This window comes from Lentilactobacillus fungorum (assembly GCF_016860605.1).
Classification (GTDB): domain Bacteria; phylum Bacillota; class Bacilli; order Lactobacillales; family Lactobacillaceae; genus Lentilactobacillus; species Lentilactobacillus fungorum.
Genome location: NZ_BNJR01000004.1, coordinates 20,300 through 40,748 on the forward strand (window position 1 = coordinate 20,300; position 20,449 = coordinate 40,748).

General features: G+C 43.0%; 17 protein-coding genes. All 17 read left to right on the top strand.

Features of this window, described 5'->3' with window-relative positions; translation table 11 throughout:
- Positions 1-15 precede the first annotated feature (15 nt).
- The 17 genes from YK48G_RS00205 to YK48G_RS00285 all read left to right on the top strand — a co-directional run bounded on the left by YK48G_RS00205 (position 16) and on the right by YK48G_RS00285 (position 20,443).
- Positions 16-1,116, top strand: coding sequence for a RodZ domain-containing protein (locus tag YK48G_RS00205; RefSeq protein ID WP_203628695.1), 1,101 nt, complete (start codon positions 16-18; stop codon positions 1,114-1,116).
- 23 nt (positions 1,117-1,139) lie between these two features.
- Positions 1,140-1,721 carry a CDP-diacylglycerol--glycerol-3-phosphate 3-phosphatidyltransferase gene (gene pgsA, locus YK48G_RS00210; protein WP_203628696.1) on the top strand — a complete coding sequence of 194 codons (582 nt, stop codon included), beginning with the start codon at positions 1,140-1,142 and terminating at the stop codon, positions 1,719-1,721.
- 130 nt (positions 1,722-1,851) lie between these two features.
- Positions 1,852-2,322, top strand: a complete 471-nt coding sequence (locus tag YK48G_RS00215; protein ID WP_203628697.1) for a CinA family protein — start codon at positions 1,852-1,854, stop codon at positions 2,320-2,322.
- Positions 2,323-2,416: 94 nt separating this feature from the next.
- On the top strand, positions 2,417-3,538 hold the full coding sequence (gene recA / locus YK48G_RS00220; protein WP_203628698.1) for a recombinase RecA: 1,122 nt from the start codon (positions 2,417-2,419) through the stop codon (positions 3,536-3,538).
- Between the two features lie 282 nt (positions 3,539-3,820).
- Positions 3,821-4,918 carry an alanine dehydrogenase gene (gene ald / locus YK48G_RS00225; RefSeq protein WP_203629091.1) on the top strand — a complete coding sequence of 366 codons (1,098 nt, stop codon included), beginning with the start codon at positions 3,821-3,823 and terminating at the stop codon, positions 4,916-4,918.
- 31 nt (positions 4,919-4,949) lie between these two features.
- Positions 4,950-6,398 (top strand): amino acid permease, encoded by a 1,449-nt coding sequence (locus YK48G_RS00230; protein WP_203628699.1) that lies wholly within the window; start codon positions 4,950-4,952, stop codon positions 6,396-6,398.
- A 291-nt stretch (positions 6,399-6,689) separates the two neighbouring features.
- Positions 6,690-8,270 carry a ribonuclease Y gene (gene rny, locus YK48G_RS00235; RefSeq protein ID WP_203628700.1) on the top strand — a complete coding sequence of 527 codons (1,581 nt, stop codon included), beginning with the start codon at positions 6,690-6,692 and terminating at the stop codon, positions 8,268-8,270.
- An 82-nt stretch (positions 8,271-8,352) separates the two neighbouring features.
- On the top strand, positions 8,353-9,150 hold the full coding sequence (locus tag YK48G_RS00240) for a TIGR00282 family metallophosphoesterase (protein WP_203628701.1): 798 nt from the start codon (positions 8,353-8,355) through the stop codon (positions 9,148-9,150).
- A gap of 58 nt (positions 9,151-9,208) precedes the next feature.
- Positions 9,209-11,818, top strand: coding sequence for a DNA mismatch repair protein MutS (mutS, locus tag YK48G_RS00245; protein WP_203628702.1), 2,610 nt, complete (start codon positions 9,209-9,211; stop codon positions 11,816-11,818).
- A 1-nt stretch (position 11,819) separates the two neighbouring features.
- Positions 11,820-13,760, top strand: a complete 1,941-nt coding sequence (gene mutL, locus YK48G_RS00250) for a DNA mismatch repair endonuclease MutL (RefSeq protein WP_203628703.1) — start codon at positions 11,820-11,822, stop codon at positions 13,758-13,760.
- Positions 13,761-13,838: 78 nt separating this feature from the next.
- On the top strand, positions 13,839-14,438 hold the full coding sequence (ruvA, locus tag YK48G_RS00255; RefSeq protein ID WP_203628704.1) for a Holliday junction branch migration protein RuvA: 600 nt from the start codon (positions 13,839-13,841) through the stop codon (positions 14,436-14,438).
- Between the two features lie 14 nt (positions 14,439-14,452).
- Positions 14,453-15,481, top strand: coding sequence for a Holliday junction branch migration DNA helicase RuvB (ruvB, locus tag YK48G_RS00260; RefSeq protein ID WP_203628705.1), 1,029 nt, complete (start codon positions 14,453-14,455; stop codon positions 15,479-15,481).
- Positions 15,468-16,526: a tRNA preQ1(34) S-adenosylmethionine ribosyltransferase-isomerase QueA gene (queA, locus tag YK48G_RS00265; RefSeq protein ID WP_203628706.1), complete on the top strand. Its 1,059-nt coding sequence runs from the start codon at positions 15,468-15,470 to the stop codon at positions 16,524-16,526. The genes ruvB and queA overlap by 14 nt, the downstream gene beginning before the upstream one ends.
- 60 nt (positions 16,527-16,586) lie before the next feature.
- Positions 16,587-17,729 carry a tRNA guanosine(34) transglycosylase Tgt gene (gene tgt, locus YK48G_RS00270; RefSeq protein ID WP_203628707.1) on the top strand — a complete coding sequence of 381 codons (1,143 nt, stop codon included), beginning with the start codon at positions 16,587-16,589 and terminating at the stop codon, positions 17,727-17,729.
- A 94-nt stretch (positions 17,730-17,823) separates the two neighbouring features.
- Positions 17,824-18,216, top strand: coding sequence for a preprotein translocase subunit YajC (gene yajC / locus YK48G_RS00275; RefSeq protein ID WP_203629092.1), 393 nt, complete (start codon positions 17,824-17,826; stop codon positions 18,214-18,216).
- Between the two features lie 103 nt (positions 18,217-18,319).
- Positions 18,320-19,438, top strand: coding sequence for a DNA polymerase IV (gene dinB / locus YK48G_RS00280; protein ID WP_203628708.1), 1,119 nt, complete (start codon positions 18,320-18,322; stop codon positions 19,436-19,438).
- Between the two features lie 54 nt (positions 19,439-19,492).
- Positions 19,493-20,443, top strand: a complete 951-nt coding sequence (locus tag YK48G_RS00285) for a DHH family phosphoesterase (RefSeq protein ID WP_203628709.1) — start codon at positions 19,493-19,495, stop codon at positions 20,441-20,443.
- Positions 20,444-20,449: the final 6 nt, after the last annotated feature.

The following is a 20,449-nucleotide window of genomic DNA, read 5'->3' on the forward strand; positions in this document are numbered from 1 at the left end:
TAATGGAGAAGACGTATGAGTGACGAAAAAGATAATTTAACAATTGGAAAAAAATTGCATGACGCGCGGGTGGCTAAAGGTTATACCCTCGATGACCTGCAAAAAAACACCAAGATTCAAAAGCGGTATTTAATCGCCATTGAAGACAATGATTTTGATGCGCTACCAGGCGAGTTTTATGTTCGGGCTTTTGTGAAGCAATATGCCGACTCGGTAGGCTTGGATGGTGCGGAATTGTTAAGTCAGTATGAAGAAAAGTTACCAGATACCGAGGCCCCAGAATATGTTGACCGAGTAAACGATGACAATCCGGAAACAAGATCTGCTCAGCGTAAAGTTGACCAACGAAACGAAAAAATCCGCCGATATATTCCGATCGCATCAGTTTCTGTGATTGTTTTGATTATTCTGATTGTCATTTGGGTTGCGGCGGCCAGAAGTACCCGTGATACATCCAAGACACAGATTGAAACGTCCAAGGTTTCTGTTTCTGGCAATAAGGATAACAAGGCCAGTTCAAGCAGCTCAACCAAGCCCAAGGCAAAAACAACTAAAAAGAAGTCAATTGCTTTTAAAAAAGTCACCGCTTCTGGCAGTGATATTACGTACCGTGTAAGTGGGACCAAGGGAAAGGTTGCCTTGAAAATTGCAGCTGTTAGTCAAGCAACTAGCGCTTGGACGTCTGTTTCTGCTGATGGCTCGACGTTATGGCAGGCAGCTTTAACTGGCGGCAAGTCCCATATTGTAACGCTGCCAAGTGGAACAAGTACGGCCACCATCAACGCTGGTAACGCTGCTCAAACGGCTATTTATGTTGGTGGTAAAAAGCTTAAGCTGGCTGATCCAATTGATAATGGCTCAAGCCAAGTTAGGGTGATTACACTGCAATTTGGTAAATCAAGCACGGCGCAATCGTCTAGTACTAGTAGTTCGCAGGCAACCAGTTCATCAACTACCGGAACAACCGGGACGGCAGGCACCAGTTCAACAACTGGTACTTCAACAAATGGCACCGCAACGACTGGTACCACAGGTACAACCGGGACAACTGGCAATACGAATAATACAACAACCGGCAGTGGGACTACTACTGGCACAACGGGTAACGGTTACTAAATTGGAATTGGTGGAGGAAACGGATGAATTTACCAAATAAATTAACGATCTTTCGAATTATTTTAATTCCATTTTTTATCTTGGTATTAGCGGTTCCTGGATTTTCTGGCAGCTTCTTGATTGCTGGAACCCAAGTGGGAGATGCCCGCTTGATTGCAACGTTAATTTTTATCGTTGCATCGTTAACCGACTTTTTAGATGGCCAAATTGCCCGGCGGCAGCACTTAGTAACTAATTTTGGGAAGTTTGCTGACCCGCTTGCTGATAAAATGCTTGTCATGACGGCGTTTATTTTCTTAGTTCAACTTGGCGAGACCCCCGCTTGGGTAATTGCGATTATCGTGTGCCGTGAACTTGCTGTTACTGGATTACGGCTCATTATCGTTGAAAACAATGGTGAGGTGATCGCTGCGGCATGGCCCGGAAAAATTAAAACAACCACGCAGATGTTGGCCATTATTTTATTATTCTTGAATAATGTCTTTTTTGCAGCGATCAATTTACCACTTGATCAGATTATGCTGTACATTTGTTTGTTCTTCACCATTTATTCGGGAATTGATTATTTTGTCAAAAATCGATCAGTATTTGCAGATTCGTTTTAATCAAGATTAATAATGAAATTTAAAACGGGGCCAATGATTGTCACAATCTTGTCCTCGTTTGTTGTCTGGTTAAGATAAAAGCAAAATCTTGGCTTACATGACGTAATTAATCATTGAAAGGGGTAATTGGATGTCACTTGAACAAAAGTTGATTCATGAGTTGATAAAGCAACACATTACGATCACAGCAGCAGAAAGTTTGACTGCAGGTCAATTTCAAAGTACGCTTGGGAATGTTGCCGGAGTTTCAGAGGTATTTGAAGGTGGCTTTGTGACTTATTCGAATCAAATAAAAGAGAAATTATTAAATATTCCCAAGGACGTCATTGAGCAAAATGGGGTCGTTAGTGAGCCCACAGCGATTTGGATGGCTAATCAAGCCCGAGCGATTATGGATAAGGATTTAGGGGTTTCGTTTACGGGGGTGGCTGGGCCAGACTCTCTTGAAGGTAATCCAGTGGGCACCGTTTGGATTGGAATTGCTTATGGTTCCCAAAAAACGATTGCTAAGAAGTTTCAGTTTGATGGCGAACGAAACGCCATCAGAGCGGCGTCCGTCCAAGCAGGGTTACAAATGGCTTTGGAGATGATTAACCATTAATCGAACTTTTGTTCGCATTTTGATTGCTTTTTCCGAAAATCATTAGTATAGTTAGTTGGTAGACTTTTCCACTAGGAAAATCGGGAGGAATTCAATGGCTGACCAAAGAAAAGTAGCTTTAGATAAAGCCTTAAAAAATATTGAAAAAGAATTTGGCAAGGGTTCCATTATGCGGATGGGAGATAAGGCTGATACCCAAATCTCTACTGTCCCGACAGGATCGCTTGCTTTGGACGAAGCACTTGGTGTGGGGGGCTACCCACGAGGAAGAATTGTTGAAGTATATGGTCCAGAAAGTTCTGGTAAAACAACCGTTGCATTGCATGCGGTTGCCGAGGTTCAAAAGCGCGGTGGTACAGCAGCTTATATTGATGCTGAAAATGCCTTGGATCCAGTTTATGCAACGCATTTAGGGGTCAATATCGACGATTTATTGCTTTCCCAGCCTGATACTGGCGAGCAAGGCTTACAGATTGCCGATGCCTTAGTAACGAGTGGCGCAATCGACATGGTTGTTATCGACTCGGTAGCTGCCTTGGTACCACGAGCAGAAATTGAAGGTGAAATGGGCGACCAGCACGTGGGATTACAAGCCCGTTTGATGTCGCAAGCGCTTCGGAAGTTATCTGGGACAATTAATAAGACTAAGACGATTGCGATCTTTATTAATCAGATTCGTGAAAAGGTCGGGGTGATGTTTGGTAATCCAGAAACGACCCCAGGTGGCCGAGCATTAAAGTTTTACGCAACCATTCGACTAGAGGTACGACGAGCCGAGCAGATTAAAGATGGCACGAATATCATTGGTAATCGAGTTCGGATTAAAGTTGTGAAGAACAAGGTTGCCCCGCCGTTTAAGCGAGCAGAAGTTGATATTATGTATGGCAAGGGTATTTCTCAATCAGGTGAACTGGTTGATATGGCCGTTGATAAGGATATCATTGACAAGTCGGGTTCATGGTATTCATATGGCGAAGAGCGAATTGGCCAAGGTCGTGAAAATGTCAAATCGTACCTTGAGGATCATCCAGATATGTTTAAAGAAGTTAATAAGAAGGTTCGCGCCGCTTATGGCATTCCTGATGATACGGAGCCTGAAACAGAAAAAGCACAAGACTCGGCAAAATCAGATAGCAAAAAGACGGCTAAAGCACCTAAAAAAGCTGCCGCTGATAATAAGCCAGCAGAAAACATTGATTTAAATATTGGTAAATAAAAACGACGTTAGCGTTGGATAAATATTACAAGAAGCAAAAGTTGCTATGACTGTTATGGCAACTTTTGTTTTTTTGATATGGTTGCTCTAAATTGAACATGCAGTCGTGATAATGAGAATAATCTAATTATTCTTTGGGCTGAATTTCAGGCGTACCAATGAATATATATTTTGTGGTCGATGCATAAGAAATCACAAATGCATTTATTTGAACTAACTAACTTGATGTGGTAATTTTAGGGTGTTGATAGATGTAAGCGGATTCATGAAGGGATGATTATGATGAAGATTGGAATTCCAAAGGAAATTAAGGAACAAGAAAATCGAGTTGGCATGACGCCGAGCGGGGTTGCTAATTTAATTCATGCCGGCCATGATGTCGTTGTTGAACAAGGCGCAGGAACTGGTTCTGGTTTTCCAGACGATCAATACACTGCAGTTGGGGCAAGCATTGGAAGTGTCGATGACGCTTGGGACGTTGATTTAGTTATTAAGGTTAAGGAGCCGCTTCAATCTGAGTATAAGTACTTCCACGAGGGCTTAATTGTTTACACTTACTTCCACTTAGCCGCGGATCCAGATTTAACCAAAGCATTGCTGGACAGTAAAGTAACGGCGGTTGCTTATGAAACAATGGTCGGCCGAAACGGCGGCTTGCCATTACTCTTCCCAATGAGTGAAATTGCTGGTCGAATGTCTATTCAAGTCGGTGCCCACTTCCTAGAAGAACCGCATCAGGGTAAAGGCATTTTGTTACCAGGAGTTACTGGTGTTCATCGGGGGAATATTACCATTATCGGTGCCGGAACGGTTGGCTTCAACGCTGCGAAAATTGCCGTCGGATTAGGTGCTAATGTCACAATTTTGGACATCAATGCACAGCGTTTAGCTCAAGTTGATGATATTTTCAACGGTAAAATTCAAACATTGATTTCAAATCCTCATAATATTGCCGAATCAGTTCAGAAATCTGATTTGGTTGTTGGGGCAGTTTTGATTCCAGGGCATACCGCCCCTAAATTGGTAACAACGGAGATGGTTGACAGCATGGAAGATGGGTCGGTTATTGTTGATGTGCCAATCGATCAAGGCGGTATTTTTGAAACCAGTGTTAAGGCAACAACTCATGATGATCCGATCTATATTTCCCACGGAGTTGTTCATTACACGGTTGCCAATATTCCTGGTGCGGTGCCGAAGACTGCTACTGATGCTTTGTCCAGTGCAACCTTGCCATACGCAATTGAAATTGCCAATAAGGGATTAGTCGAGGCTGCCAAAGATAATACGGTATTAACCGGGATTAACACCTTCGAAGGTAAATTGACAAACCAAGCAGTTGCAGAGAGTCTGAATTTACCTTACGAGCAATTTAATTAGACAGTGACAACGATTTAACAGGGGATTTATTATGAAAAATAGTCGAATCAACATTGATTTGGTGTTAAAAAATGCCAAAGATAGTAAACGTGAGCGAACACTCGGGCTATTTGACCTTTCAATCATGGGGATCGGCGCCATTATTGGAACTGGAATTTTGGTCCTGACTGGAATCGTTGCCGCAACAGCTGCCGGTCCGGCTGTTATCATTTCATTTCTGATCGCTGGGTTTGCCAGTGCGGTGGTTGGATTGTGTTATTCAGAATTGACAACTAGTATTCCAAACTCCGGTAGTGCATATGTATATGCTTGGGTGGCAATTGGCCAGCGAATGGCGTTTTTAGCTGGTTGGACCTTGCTGGGTGTATATATTACGACAACCGCAACGGTTGCCAATGGCTGGACGGGCTATGTTAAGGCATCGCTTTCAGAAATTGGAGTTAATTTGCCAGCATCGTTGATGGCTTCCCCTTCTAATGGTGGCATCATTAACTTACCAGCGGTGTTAATGATTTTGCTGATTACCCTGATTTTGACCCGAGGAACGAGCGAAAGTAAAATTTTTAATAATATTTTGGTAATGATCAAGTTGGCGGTTATTCTGCTGTTTATCTTTGTGGCTGTTCAAAACGTTGATTCAAGTAATTGGACGCCCTTTATGCCATTTGGTGTTCAGGGAATCTTCTCTGGGGCTTCGTTAGTATTTTTCACCTTTCTTGGCTTCGATGCATTGGCAACTTCCGCTGAGGAAACCAAAAACGTGCAAAAAACGTTACCCAAAGCCATTATTATTTCACTGCTAGTTGTCACAACGCTTTATATTGTTGTGAGCGTCATTATGACTGGTGTTGTGAGTTATCGACAGCTGAATGTGCCTGAATCAATGGCCTACGTGTTAATGGCTAAAGGGCATAATGTCGCTGCTCAGATTGTTTCCGTAGGGGCGATTATCGGTATTTTGGCGGTTGTCTACGCGTTTGTTTACGCTGCTTCAAATATCGTGATGTCAATGAGTAGAGGTGGCTTTTTACCACGAGGCTTAGCAAAATTAAATCAATCAAGTAAGAGTCCTAATCGGGCCCTTTGGTTGATTGGTTCAATTGGTGCCATTTTAGCGGGGATATCGAACGTTAAACAACTAGCGACGATTTCAAACGTTGGCTCGCTTTGCGTGTTCTTCTTGATTTCGTTGATTGTGATTCTTTTGCGCAGGGAACAACCGGACTTGCAACGACCGTTTAAGTTGCCGTTGGGGTATACGATTCCAATTTTAGCAATGCTGTTTTGTGTTATTTTGCTTATTAGTACAACCCTTGATGCTTGGATAACCTATCTGATCTGGCTCATAATTGGGGGGTTAATCTTCATGTTATATTCTCGTCATCACGTTGATTTTGAACAGGCTTCTACGCAAGATGAGAATCTAGGCGAGCAGGATGGTGAAGCAGCACCAGAGCAGTCCGTTGGATCTCACAGTTAAGTCAACCAGCCCTAAATGGTTGTTAGGATTATGAATGGTCAGCTATTACAATTGCGTTTAGTGAGGGTAATGGCTGGCTTTTTGTGATCAGTTTTGGTCGAAGCAAGTTGCCAATCTTGAGATGATTGATAAGAAGAATATGGTTGCTATATACAATTAATTAACAACTCCTTAATAAGATGATTGACACTGATGCCAACAAACATTAAAATGAGGGTTGTGTCAATAATCAAATAACATCTTATAATTGGTTTAGAAATAATCATTTTATGATGATTTGGAGGTGAAGCCATGAGTATGGCTGGAATAATCCTCGCAATCATCGCTATTATTGTTGTTGGTTTTGTTGGTATTGCCAGTTTTCTTGTCGGTAAATCTGTACAAAAAAAGATCCAGGAAAAAGATCTTGACGCGGCAAATGGTTCTGCAAAGAACATTCTGATTGAAGCTAAGAAAAAGGCGGAGACGGTTGTTAAGGAAGCTACTTTGTCGGCTCAAGAAAAGAACCACCGCTATCGATCTTCAGTCGAGAAGGAATTGAAGAATCGACGAGCAGAGATTCAAAAGCAAGAGGATCGGCTTCTCCAGCGTGAAGAAGCACTTGATCGAAAGGACAGTGCTTTTGAACGACGGGAAAGTAGCTTAAACCGTAAGGAACAAAAGATTAATCGGGAACAGCAAAATTTAACTACACAACAAGAAGAAGCAAACTCACTTATTCAAAAGCGTCAGGCTGAAGTTGAACGGGTATCCGCCCTTACTCAAACAGAAGCGCGGAACTTGATTATCAAGGAAACTAGTGAACAGCTAGCAGATGAAAAAGCCCGGATGGTAAAAGAAAGTTATTACCAAGCTCAAACCGAAGCCGATGAAAACGCCAAGAATTTGATCATTGAAGCAATTCAACAAAGTTCAGCGGACGTGGTTTCCGAAACTACAGTTTCCGTTGTCAGTTTACCAAATGAAGATATGAAGGGGCGGATTATTGGCCGAGAAGGTCGAAACATTCGCACATTTGAGACGCTGACGGGTATCGATTTAATCATTGATGATACTCCCCAAGCGGTCGTTTTGAGCGGCTTTGATCCAATTAGGCGCGAAGTTGCTAAAATGACGTTGGAGAAGCTTATTAAAGACGGCCGAATTCATCCGGCCAGGATTGAAGAAATGGTTGATAAGAGCCGAAAAGAACTTGATGAACGAATCCAAGATATTGGCGAAGAAACCTTGTTTGATCTCGGAATTCATTCAATGAGTCCTGAAATGATTAAGCTCGTTGGTCAAATGAACTTCAAGATTTTTCATGGTCAGAATTTACTTGGTCATTCAGTTGAGGTTGCTAAATTGGCTGGTGCTTTTGCATCGGAATTAGGTGAGGATGTTACTTTAGCTAAACGCGCAGGATTATTACACGATATCGGAAAAGCTGCCAGCAATGGCGTCGAGGGCTCACACGTTCAAGTAGGGGTTGACTTAGCTAAGAAGTATCACGAAAGCCCGGTCGTAATTGATGCAATTAAAGGGTATGAAGAAAATCATCAGCCCGAATCGATTATTGCTGAACTGGTTGCCGTGGCCGGAAAGATTGCTATTTCAAGGCCAGGTGCCCATAGTGATTCGCTCGAGAGTTTTGTTCATCGACTTGATAGTCTCGAAAAAATTACTGACAGTTTTGATGAAGTTCAAAAAAGCTATGCAATTCAAGCTGGTCGAGAGATTAGAGTAATTGCCAAGCCAGAAGAAATTACGGATACGCAAGCGATTGTACTTGCCCGTAAGATTAAACAAAAGATCGAAACTGAAATGAAGTATCCGGGTCACATTAAGGTTACCGTGATTCGGGAAGTTCGTTCAGTCGAATATGCAAGATGAAAGATCAGTTATTCTGGTCTTTTTTCTTTTATGAATGTTAAAATTATTTTAAATTAATTTAGAAAGTCTCGAGGAATGATTAATGCGAATTCTTTTTATCGGTGATGTGGTTGGCAATATGGGTGTCCAAATGATTGAAAACAACTTACCCAAACTTAAACAAGAAATAAAGCCCCAAGTAACAATTGTAAATGGTGAAAACGCGACTCCAATGGGCAGGGGCATTACTCAAAGTATTTATAAGCGCTTAATGGGAGCTGGGGTCGATGTTGTGACGTTGGGAAATCACGCTTGGAGTAATAATGAAATTTTAGACTTTATTGACGATGCTAAGCGCTTGATCCGCCCATACAATTTCCCAAAACAGACGACGCCAGGAAAAGGGTATACAATGGTTAACGTTAATGGTAGCCAACTGGCTGTTCTTAATTTTCAAGGACGGGTATTTATGGATAATTTAGATGACCCGTTTACGTTAGCCGATGATTTGATCGCTCAAATTCGCCAGACCACGCCCTGCATTTTTATGGATTTCCATGCGGAAGCGACTAGTGAAAAATTAGCAATTGCCCGCTATTTGGATGGCAAGGTTTCAGCGGTTGTTGGGACGCATACTCACGTTCAGACTAATGACGCTAGGATTTTGCCTAAAAAAACTGGTTTCTTAACCGACGCCGGCATGACCGGACCGGCCGATGGGATGCTGGGCATGCAACCTAAGAGCGTTATTAATCGCTTCCTTAACCAACGACCAGCTCGCTTTGAAGTTTTAGAAACGGGACGTGGCGTGATTGCTGGTTGCTATTTGGACATTGATGATCAAACGGGTCATACAACGAGCATTAAAACAGTTAAATTCTTAGATGGCCAGATAAGTTAAGCTAGTATGTGATAATTAAAATTACTGGAAAATGAATTTGATTTAAGGGGACTTATAGTTGGCAAAGCAAGCACAAACACCAATGATGGTACAATATCAAAAAATCAAGGATCAGTACCCGGATGCGTTCTTGTTTTATCGTCTTGGCGATTTTTATGAAATGTTCAATGACGATGCAATCAAGGGTTCACAGCTCCTAGAATTGACCTTAACGAATCGAAGTCGAAACGCTGAGCATCCAATTCCGATGTGTGGGGTGCCTCATAAGGCAGTTCAGAACTATATTGATATCTTGGTCGACCAAGGTTATAAAGTGGCCATTTGTGAGCAAATGCAAGATCCTCGCTTAACCAAGGGCATGGTCAAACGTGAAGTGATTCAGCTGGTGACTCCTGGAACCCAAGTGGATGTTGGTAGTGAAAATGCCAAGACTAATAATTATCTAACGGCTGTGGTTGCCAATAAGACTGGTGAACAATTTGCGTTTGCCTATGTTGATTTGTCCACGGGTGAGTTAAAGGTTGCCAAACTTGCCACCAAAGCAGAATTAGTCAATGAATTGGTATCGCTGGCGACTAAGGAAACGGTGATTGAGTCGGATTTGCCGGCATCGATTCAAGAAACAATCAAGAAATTGGGGATTCTTCGATCAACTCAATCCCAATTACCAGTTAATTCATCGGTAAGTTACTTAAGTCAAGGGGTCAACGATCCGTTGATGAAGCGGGTTTTAAAGATGCTGTTAGATTATATTCAAACGACCCAAAAACGTAGCCTTAGTCATTTAAAACGGGCGGTTGTGTATGAGCCATCCGACTTTTTGGAAATGGATCATAATTCTCAATATAACTTGGAATTAATTAAAAACATTCGAACCGGCAAAAAGGCTGGTACCCTACTGTGGTTGTTGGATCAAACCAAAACCGCAATGGGTGGCCGAAAGTTAAAGCAGTGGATTGAACGGCCGCTTGTCAATGCCAATAGAATTAACGAGCGCCATGACGCGGTTGCCGTTTTACTCGATCACTATTACGAACGCAATCAGTTACAAGATGAACTGATTAAAGTTTATGACTTGGAACGATTGGCGGGGCGAATTGCGTTTGGCAGTGTCAATGGCCGCGATTTGATTCAATTAAAGACATCGTTAAAACAGGTTCCCAAAATTAAATATATTTTGGAACAAGTTGCCGACAAAAGCTTTCAAGAAATGTTAACCAAATTAGTGCCGTTAGATGATATTGTCAACGAGATTGAAGCGGCGATCGTCGAGGAGCCACCAATTTCCGTAACGGACGGCGGGGTGATCAAAGATGGCTACAACGAACAATTAGACAAATATCGCGATGCAACAAATAACGGTCAAAAGTGGTTGGCTGAACTTGAGGCCAAGGAACGCAAAATTACTGGGATTAATAATCTAAAAGTCGGCTTTAACCACGTCTTTGGTTATTATATTGAAGTCACAAAGGTTAATTTGAATAAGATCCCGGAAAATCGTTATCAGCGTAAACAAACGTTGGCCAACGCTGAGCGATTTTCGACACCGGAATTAAAGGAAAAAGAAGCTTTGATTCTAGAAGCTCAAGAACAAAGCAAAACTCTGGAATATAAGCTGTTTGTGACGATCCGGGATCGGATTAAGCAGTCAATTAAACGAATTCAGGATTTGGCTGATGCAATTGCGTCAGTTGATGTGCTGCAAAGTTTTGCCGCGGTCAGTGAGGAATATCGATTTGTTCGCCCAACCCTAACGGCAAAGCATGAAGTTGCGATTAAAGATGGCCGCCACCCGGTTGTTGAAAAGGTGTTAGGCCACCAACAATACGTGCCTAATGATGTTGACATGGGCAGCAATACCAATGTTTTACTAATTACAGGCCCTAACATGTCTGGTAAGAGTACCTATATGCGTCAGCTGGCTTTATCGGTTATAATGAATCAAATTGGCTGCTTTGTCCCGGCAAAAAAGGCTGAGATGCCGGTCTTTGACAAAATATTTACCCGAATTGGGGCGGCCGATGACCTGATTTCCGGTCAAAGCACGTTTATGGTGGAGATGAAAGAAGCCAATGATGCCATCGAAAACGCAACGCCTAATAGTTTAATTTTATTCGATGAAATTGGGCGAGGAACTGCCACCTATGATGGCATGGCACTGGCTGAAGCCATTATTGAGTATGTTCATAATCATATTGGTGCCAAAACGCTTTTTTCCACTCATTACCACGAATTGACAGCCTTAGACGAAAGCCTCAAGCAGCTTCAAAACGTTCATGTTGGCGCAACTGAATCAAATGGTGAGCTGGTCTTTTTACACAAGATCCAGCCCGGGCCTGCCGATAAGTCCTACGGGATTCACGTTGCTAAATTAGCTGGTTTGCCAAATAATTTATTAAAACGGGCCAATGACATTTTGACACGATTAGAAAAGCAAGCCGACGAAAAACAAGCTGAGCCAAAGGCGCCAAGGGTCAGCCAGTCTCAGCCCAGTCATCAGACCGAAGCGACTCAAGAAGAACAAATTTCATTATTTCCCCTTGAAACAGTTAATGATAATCAAGTGGAAGTCGTTTCAGAAATCAAAAAACTTGATTTAATGTCAAAAACGCCCATGCAGGTCATGAACCAAGTCTATAAATGGCAGCAGAAGATAAACAGGGAATAAGGTGATTGGTTTGAATAAAATTCATGAATTACCCCCGATCTTAGCCGATCAAATTGCAGCTGGTGAAGTTGTTGAACGACCGGCATCGGTGGTCAAAGAATTAGTCGAAAACGCAATCGATGCTGACAGTACGGAAATAGACGTCACCATAGAAGACGCTGGTCTAAAATTAATTCGGGTCGTTGATGACGGAAATGGCATTGACCCGTCGCAAGTTCAAACGGCTTTTTTGCGTCATGCAACAAGTAAAATTGCTGAGCAAAGGGACCTCTTTCGAGTTCGGACGCTTGGCTTTCGGGGCGAGGCGCTTCCTAGTATTAGTTCGGTTTCAAATGTTGTCATGAAGACTTCAACGGGAAAGACTGGCGTTGAGGTCAGCTATAAGGGCGGCAAGCTCGTCGATCAAAAGGCGGCTGAGGCTCGTAAGGGAACGACCGTTGAGGTTCGGTCACTGTTTTACAATACCCCGGCCCGATTAAAATATTTAAGTTCACCAAATACTGAACTATCAAAGATTTCAGATATGGTGAACCGATTAGCTTTGAGCCATCCAGAAATCGCTTTTTCACTGGTTAGCAATGGCCGTGAATTGTTACGCACTTCTGGGCGGGGAGACTTGCTTCAAGTATTGGGCGCAATCTATGGGGTCAAGACCGTTTCAAAACTAGCTTTGGTTAAAGCCAGCGAATTGGACCTTAAAATCAAGGGTTATGTTAGTCTACCCGAATTAACCAGATCCAGTCGTAACTATATCTCACTCATTCTAAATGGTCGCTTTATTCGCAACTATCCACTCACAAGGGCTGTGATTGAAGGGTATGGCTCTAAGTTGATGATCGGTCGGTTTCCAATTGCCGTCATTCAAATTGATGTTGACCCGGCGTTAATTGACGTCAACGTCCACCCAACCAAACAAGAAGTTCGAATTAGTGATGAGCCGGCGATTGGTAAATTGATTGCCGAGGCCATTCGGGAGATGTTAGCGCAAAAGCAACTGATTCCAGATGCTACTCGGGATTTTAAAAAGCCGTTTGAAGCGACCACTAGGCAATTTGACGCTGCCAAAGAAAGTCCGAAGCATTCGATGCCGCCTTTATTTGCCGCTGACAGCCAGCTTAGTGACTCAAGTAGTGACAGCGAGGTGGTTCCGGTAGTCGTTAAAACTAAGGATGATCTAAACAGCCCGCAAGTGGCTCAATTTGATCAGCTGCTTAAAAATGAACCCAGTTCAGTGCCAATATTTGATGATGAACAAAAACGGACCATGCCACCCGTTAGCCTGTTGAGTCGACAATCTCAACCAAAGCAAGCTGAATTAGTTGATAATGCCGGTTTCCCGGATTTGAGGTATATTGGTCAAATTCACGGCACCTACTTAGTTGCCGAAACGCCAGAAAACATGTATCTTGTTGACCAACACGCTGCCCAAGAACGAATCAATTATGAACATTACCGAAAGGCCATTGGGGAAGTTTCTGACGATCAGCAAAAACTCTTAGTCCCAATTGTGCTGGACTATTCAACAGCTGACTTTTTGCTGATTACGGAACACAAGGCACTTTTAGAAAAACTGGGGATTCACTTAGAGGCGTTTGGCCAGAACAGTTTCATCGTTCGCGAACACCCCATGTGGTTTAAAGCTGGCCAAGAAGAGGACACAATCAAAGAAATGATTGACTGGATTTTGTCCGATCATAAAATTTCAGTTGCTGCGTTTCGGGAAAAAACGGCAATCATGATGAGTTGTAAACGCGCGATTAAGGCAAATCATCATTTGGATGAAAGACAGGCCACTGCATTATTAAAGCGATTGCCAACTTGTGAAAATCCATATAATTGTCCCCATGGCCGGCCAACGCTGGTTAAATTTACGAACGAAGATATCGAAAAAATGTTTAAACGTATTCAAGATCCTCACCGCACGGATCAAGAAATCATGTAATTTGTTGTCGTGGCCGCTTAAAAGATGTGATACAATTTAACAAGCAAACATACGTTTTACTTAGAGAGGCGTTTTTTAATGTTCGAATTTTTAGAAGGTTTCGTAGTTGATATCCAGCCGACCCATATCGTTTTGCTTGTTGGCGGCGTGGGTTACCTCATTTATGCGGCTGATCCGTACAAATTTACAGTAGACGGCCAAGCGACTGTTCGGGTTTACGTTTATCAGTCTGTAAGTGACTCAGCTATTTTACTTTATGGCTTTAAAGATAGTGAAGACAAACAAATTTTTCAAAAATTAATTGCGGTGTCTGGTATTGGCCCTAAAAGTGCTTTGGCGATCTTAGCCGGCAACGACCGCGATGGATTAATTACAGCAGTTCAAAACAAAGACGCTAAATTTTTGACGAAGTTTCCGGGTGTTGGGAAGAAGACCGCTCAACAAATTATCTTGGATCTTCAAGGTAAATTGGGAGACATTGCGCCAAGTGCGGTCAAAGCTCAGCAAAGTTCATTATCAACAACCGAAACTAAGGAACTCCAAGATGCGTTGTCGGCGCTGTTGGCGCTTGGATATAGCCAAAAACAAATTGATCGCATTCAAGCAGAGCTTGCAGAAAAGCAGGGGTTATCGACTGATGAATATCTCAGCCTGGGCCTTAAGTTACTAGTGCGTTAAAGGAGGCTGATTAATTGACCAATCAAAAAGATGATCGACTTATTTCGCCAGCAACCGCTAATGCGGAAGAAACGACAATTGAAAAATCAATTCGGCCGCAGACACTTAATGAGTATATTGGTCAAGATGACGTCAAAAACAAACTGGCGGTTTATATTAAGGCCGCTAAACAACGTGAGGAATCCTTGGATCACGTGTTGTTATATGGACCACCCGGATTGGGGAAAACCACCTTGGCGATGGTGATTGCCAACGAAATGGGGGTTAATATTCGAACCACCAGCGGGCCGGCGATTGATAAGCCTGGGGATTTGTTGTCGTTGCTAAATGAACTGCAGCCGGGCGATATCTTGTTTATTGATGAAATTCACCGGCTGCCAAAAGTTGTCGAAGAAATGCTTTATTCAGCAATGGAGGATTTCTATGTTGACATCATTGTTGGTCAAGGATCGTCTGCTCACCCAATTCATTTTCCACTACCGCCGTTTACTTTAATTGGCGCAACGACGCAGGCTGGAACCCTAGTGGCGCCGCTGCGGGATCGTTTTGGCATTGTCGAACATATGAATTACTATCGACCCGCTGACCTTGAAGCAATTGTTAAGCGAACGGCATCGATTTTCCAAATTCCAATTTTGGAGGCTGGCGCTCACGAAATTGCGCTGAGATCGCGGGGAACCCCGCGAGTCGCAAATCGGCTGCTCAAACGAGTTCGTGACTTTGCTCAAGTTTCTGATAAGGAGCAAATTGACTTAGAAATTGTGCGTTATGCGTTAACCAAACTAAAAGTTGACGCGTTAGGGTTGGACGATACCGACATTAAACTACTTAAAACAATGATCAATTATTATGATGGTGGCCCAGTTGGGTTAAACACCTTGGCGGCCAATATCGGCGAAGAAACGGAGACAATTGCCGAAATGTATGAACCGTATCTTCTCCAAATTGGGTTATTAAAGCGGACGGCCCGAGGAAGAATGGTTACCAGAAAAGGCTATGAGCATTTGCACTGTCCGCTGCCAACTAAGCATGAAGGGAATTAGAATTTTGAAAACACACTATACGCTTGAAGATTTTGATTATGACTTACCACATGAACTAATTGCTCAAACCCCCATTAAGGATCGGGATGAATCACGGTTATTAGTTTTAAATAAGGACACCGGTGAGATGCAGGACCGGCATTTTTATAATATTATCGATTATTTAAATCCTGGGGATGCGCTCGTTATGAATGACTCAAAGGTCATGCCCGCTCGAATTTATGGTATTAAGCAAGAGACGGGCGGCCATATGGAAGTCCTTTTGCTGCACAATATCGAAGGTGATCGCTGGGAAACCCTCATGAAGCCCGCTAAACGAGCCAAGGTTGGGACAGTGATCGATTTTGGTGATGGGCAGCTAAAAGCCGTGGTCACCAAAGAATTGGATCATGGTGGCCGAGAAATTGAATTTAAGTATGACGGTATTTTCATCGAGATTTTGGAGAGGCTGGGAGAAACCCCCTTGCCGCCATACATTAAAGAAAAGCTAGACGATCCCAATCGTTATCAAACGGTTTATGCCAAGGAAATGGGATCCGCTGCTGCGCCAACGGCTGGGCTGCATTGGACGAAAGCATTGCTGCAAAAGGTTGCCGATAAGGGCGTTCATCTGGTATATTTAACACTTCACGTTGGCTTAGGGACATTCAGGCCGGTTGATGAAGAAAACATCGACGAACATAAGATGCACAGTGAATTTTATCGGCTATCTCAAGAATCTGCCGATACATTAAATGCTGTTCGAAAAAACGGCGGTAAGATTGTGGCAACCGGAACGACGTCAATTCGGACGTTGGAAACGGTCGGAACTAAATTTAATGGTGACATTCGCCCGGATTCTGGCTGGACAGACATTTTTATTAAGCCCGGTTATGAGTGGAAGGTCGTTGATTCATTTATTACGAATTTCCATTTGCCCAAATCAACGCTTGTGATGCTGGTTGCGTCATTTACTGGTCGAGAAAATATTTTGAATGCTTATCAGCACGCCATTCAAGAAAAATACCGTTTCTTCAGTTTTGGCGATGCCATGTACATTCATTAAATAGCTTTTTAGACAGCTTCTAATTGCTTTATTTTGCTTACTTTACAAGGAGGATTATTCATGCAGCCAGCGATCACCTATCGCTTGATCAAAAAAGAAAAACACACGGGCGCTCGATTAGGCGAGATTACCACGCCCCACGGAACTTTTCGCACCCCAATTTTCATGCCGGTTGGGACTCAAGCAACCGTTAAGACGCTTGCCCCCGAAGAACTAGACAAAATGGGGGCAACGATTGTTTTAGCCAATACTTATCACTTGTGGCTAAGGCCTGGTGAAGACATTGTCAAAGAAGCTGGCGGCCTTCATCAATTTATGAACTGGCATAAGGGTATTTTAACCGACTCGGGCGGCTTTCAGGTTTTTTCACTGGCTAAGAATCGAGACATTACCGAAGAAGGGGTCACCTTCAAAAATGAAATTAACGGTGCCAAAATGTTTTTATCCCCAGAAAAGGCGATTCAAATTGAAAATGACCTTGGCCCCGATATCATGATGAGCTTAGATGAGTGTCCACCATTTTTCGAATCTTATGATTATGTTAAAAAATCAGTTGAGCGAACGTCTCGGTGGGCTGAGCGGGGCTTAAAAGCCCATCGAAATCCCGACTGGCAAGGATTGTTCGGAATTGTTCAGGGAGCTGGTTTTGAGGATTTGAGAAAACAATCTGCTCAAGATTTAACCAGTCTGGACTTTCCGGGCTATTCAATTGGCGGGTTATCCGTTGGAGAATCTAAGTCAGAAATGAATCGCATTCTCGAATCAACAACGCCACTGTTACCTGAGAACAAGCCGCGTTATTTGATGGGGGTTGGCGTTACCGATTCTTTGATCGACGGGGTGATTCGCGGGATTGATATGTTTGATTGTGTCTTACCAACTCGGATCGCCAGAAATGGGACAGTAATGACGTCTCATGGCCGCCTGGTTGTTAAAAACGCCCGTTACGCCAGAGATTTCACGCCACTAGACGATCAATGCGACTGTTATACCTGCCGAAACTACACCCGCGCCTATATCCGTCATTTGCTAAAGACAGATGAAACTTTTGGACTTAGGCTCTGCAGTTATCATAATTTGTATTATCTGATTCACTTAATGAAACGCGTCCAACAAGCGATTATTGACGATAATTTATTAGATTTACGTCAAGAAGTTTTTGAACAGTATGGGTATAACAAAGCGAATGCTAAAAACTTTTAGCTATGGACGGTGGCACAGTTATTTGGTAAAGTAGTCTTATGGAAAGTGTGGGTGAATAATATTGAATGGTTCTAGTTCTTATCTGTCAATTTTAATGATTGTTGCATTGTTTGCTTTGATGTACTTTATGATGATCAGACCGCAAAGAAAGCAACAACAAAAGCGTCGTGAACAGTTATCAAAGATTAAGCCTGGTGACCAAGTAGTGACAATTGGTCGTTTACACGGTGTGGTTGATGAGATTAACGATGCTGAAAAAACGGTTACTTTAGATTGTGATGGGATTTACTTGGTCTTTGATTTAAGTGCCATTGCCCAAGTTAAACAACCAGCAATTGCGCCAAGCACGACAACTGCTAATCAAACCAGCAATCCAGCAACGAGTGAGTCAGCTGGTTCTACAGCTCCTGCCGAAAAGCAACCAGCATCAGATCAAGCAACTCAAGCCAGTGAATCGGCTTCTGATCAAAGTGATCACAGTAAGTAATTGATAGTAGATAAGGTTGGTAACAGAACATTGAGTTTTGTCCCAACCATTTTTTTAGTCAAATAAGAACATACGTTTGATTGTTGGTGGGGAGGTAATCTCAGTGGCGAGCGTCTCTAGAAAAGTGATTCACGTTGATATGGATGCCTTTTACGCCTCGATTGAGGAGCGAAAAGAACCGGCGTTAAAAACTAAACCGTTAATTGTTGCCCGGGACCCCAGAACAACTGGTGGCCGCGGTGTGGTTTCGACCGCCAACTATCAAGCCCGTAAATTTGGCGTTCATTCAGCTATGAGTGCGCAAAAAGCACTGGAGCTCTGTCCTCAAGCCGTTTTTCGCTTTTCCGGTTTTGACCTCTACCGATCGGTTTCTAATCAAATTCACCAAATCTTCTATGAATTTACGGATGCGGTTGAGTCAGTTGCGTTAGATGAAGCATATCTCGACGTTACGCACAATAAGCGTCATTTGACGGACCCTATTCAAATTGCTAGGATGATTCAGACCAAGATTTGGCAAACAACCCATCTAACTTGTTCGGTTGGCGTTTCTTATAATAAGTTTTTGGCTAAAGAGGCTTCTGATTATGCCAAGCCGGTTGGCATTACCATTATTGATCAGCGAGATGCTGTTGAATTTTTAAAAAAGCTGCCAATTCAAAAATTCCGTGGGGTTGGAAAAAAGACGGCCCCCAAACTGGAGGCTTTGAATATTGAAACAGGCGAGGATTTGCTAAAATGGTCACAGATGGATTTAATGAAGCATTTTGGTAAGTTCGGCTATATTTTGTATGAACGGGCTCGTGGCATCGACCACCGCCCCGTTGAATACCAGCGAATCCGCAAGTCAATTGGCAAGGAGCGGACGTTTGGTCCTGAAATCGACACAGCTGCCGAAGTAGATACTCAGCTACGACGAATTGCCCAGATGGTCGTTAAGACAATGGCGGCAAAAAAGAAGCACGGCAAAACACTGGTGCTCAAAATTAGGTATAAGGATTTTTCAACCTTTACAAAGCGAATAACTTTTGCCGATTACATTAAAAATGACGCGACAGAATATGTGACGTTGGCAAGTGATTTACTCGCGGAGATGCCGGACATTTCTACCGGCGTGAGATTGCTAGGCATCACAATTACTAATTTAGCTGACTTATCTTACGAAAATATTTCGCTTAATTTGTTTAACGGGGAGGCTCGTTCAAACTCCCGGTTTAATTAATTGGGCTTTTAAGGTATACTGAAGTGTTCGACAATAAAGTAATGGAGTTAAAACATGTCAATTAATGAACAAATATTAACGGCAATTAAACAGTATCAAACAATTATTATTCATCGTCACAAACGACCAGATCCAGATGCAATCGGCTCACAACTGGGCCTTGCGCAGATTCTCAAAGCGTCCTTTCCTAAAAAAACGGTGTTGGCCGCTGGCAAGCAGTACGATGGGTTCAATTGGATGGGCAAGACGGATGAAATCGCCGATGATCAGTATGCCCATGCGCTGGTGATCGTTGTTGACACAGCTAATCAGCCACGAGTTGATGACGATCGTTACAACAAAGGCCAAATGATGATCAAAATTGACCATCATCCAAACGATGATGCCTTTGGTGACGTGATGTGGGTAGAACCAGAAGCTTCTAGTACATCTGAATTGATTTATGACTTCTTCGCGGCAAACACGGCTGACTTGGTCATGCCTTCAGAAGCTGCCCGGTTATTATATGCGGGGATTGTTGGCGATACGGGGCGATTCATGTACCCATCAACTTCATCACATACTTTTGAAGTTGCCGCCCGATTGACAACCTATGACTTTTCTGCAAGTGAAGTTAACAAAATCGAAGATGAGATTGATATCCCGCTGGCTCGATTGTCAGCTTATGTCTATGAAAATTTGACGATTCTCGATAGCGGGGCCGCCTACCTAGTCCTCTCAGATAAAGTATTGGCGCCATTTAAGCTTGGCGATGATAGTACGTCTGCGGTTGTACCGCTGCCCGGGAAAATTAAGGACGTCACTTCTTGGGCAATCTTTGTACAGCAAAAAGATAGCAGCTTTCGGATTCGGTTACGTTCTAAAGGACCAGCAATCAATGAACTCGCTAAGAAATATGGCGGCGGCGGCCATCCACTTGCTAGTGGGGCGGTTGTCGAAGATGAAGCCCACATCAAAGCCTTTGTGGCCGACCTCAATCAGGTTGTCACTGATTACAAGAAGTAGGAGATT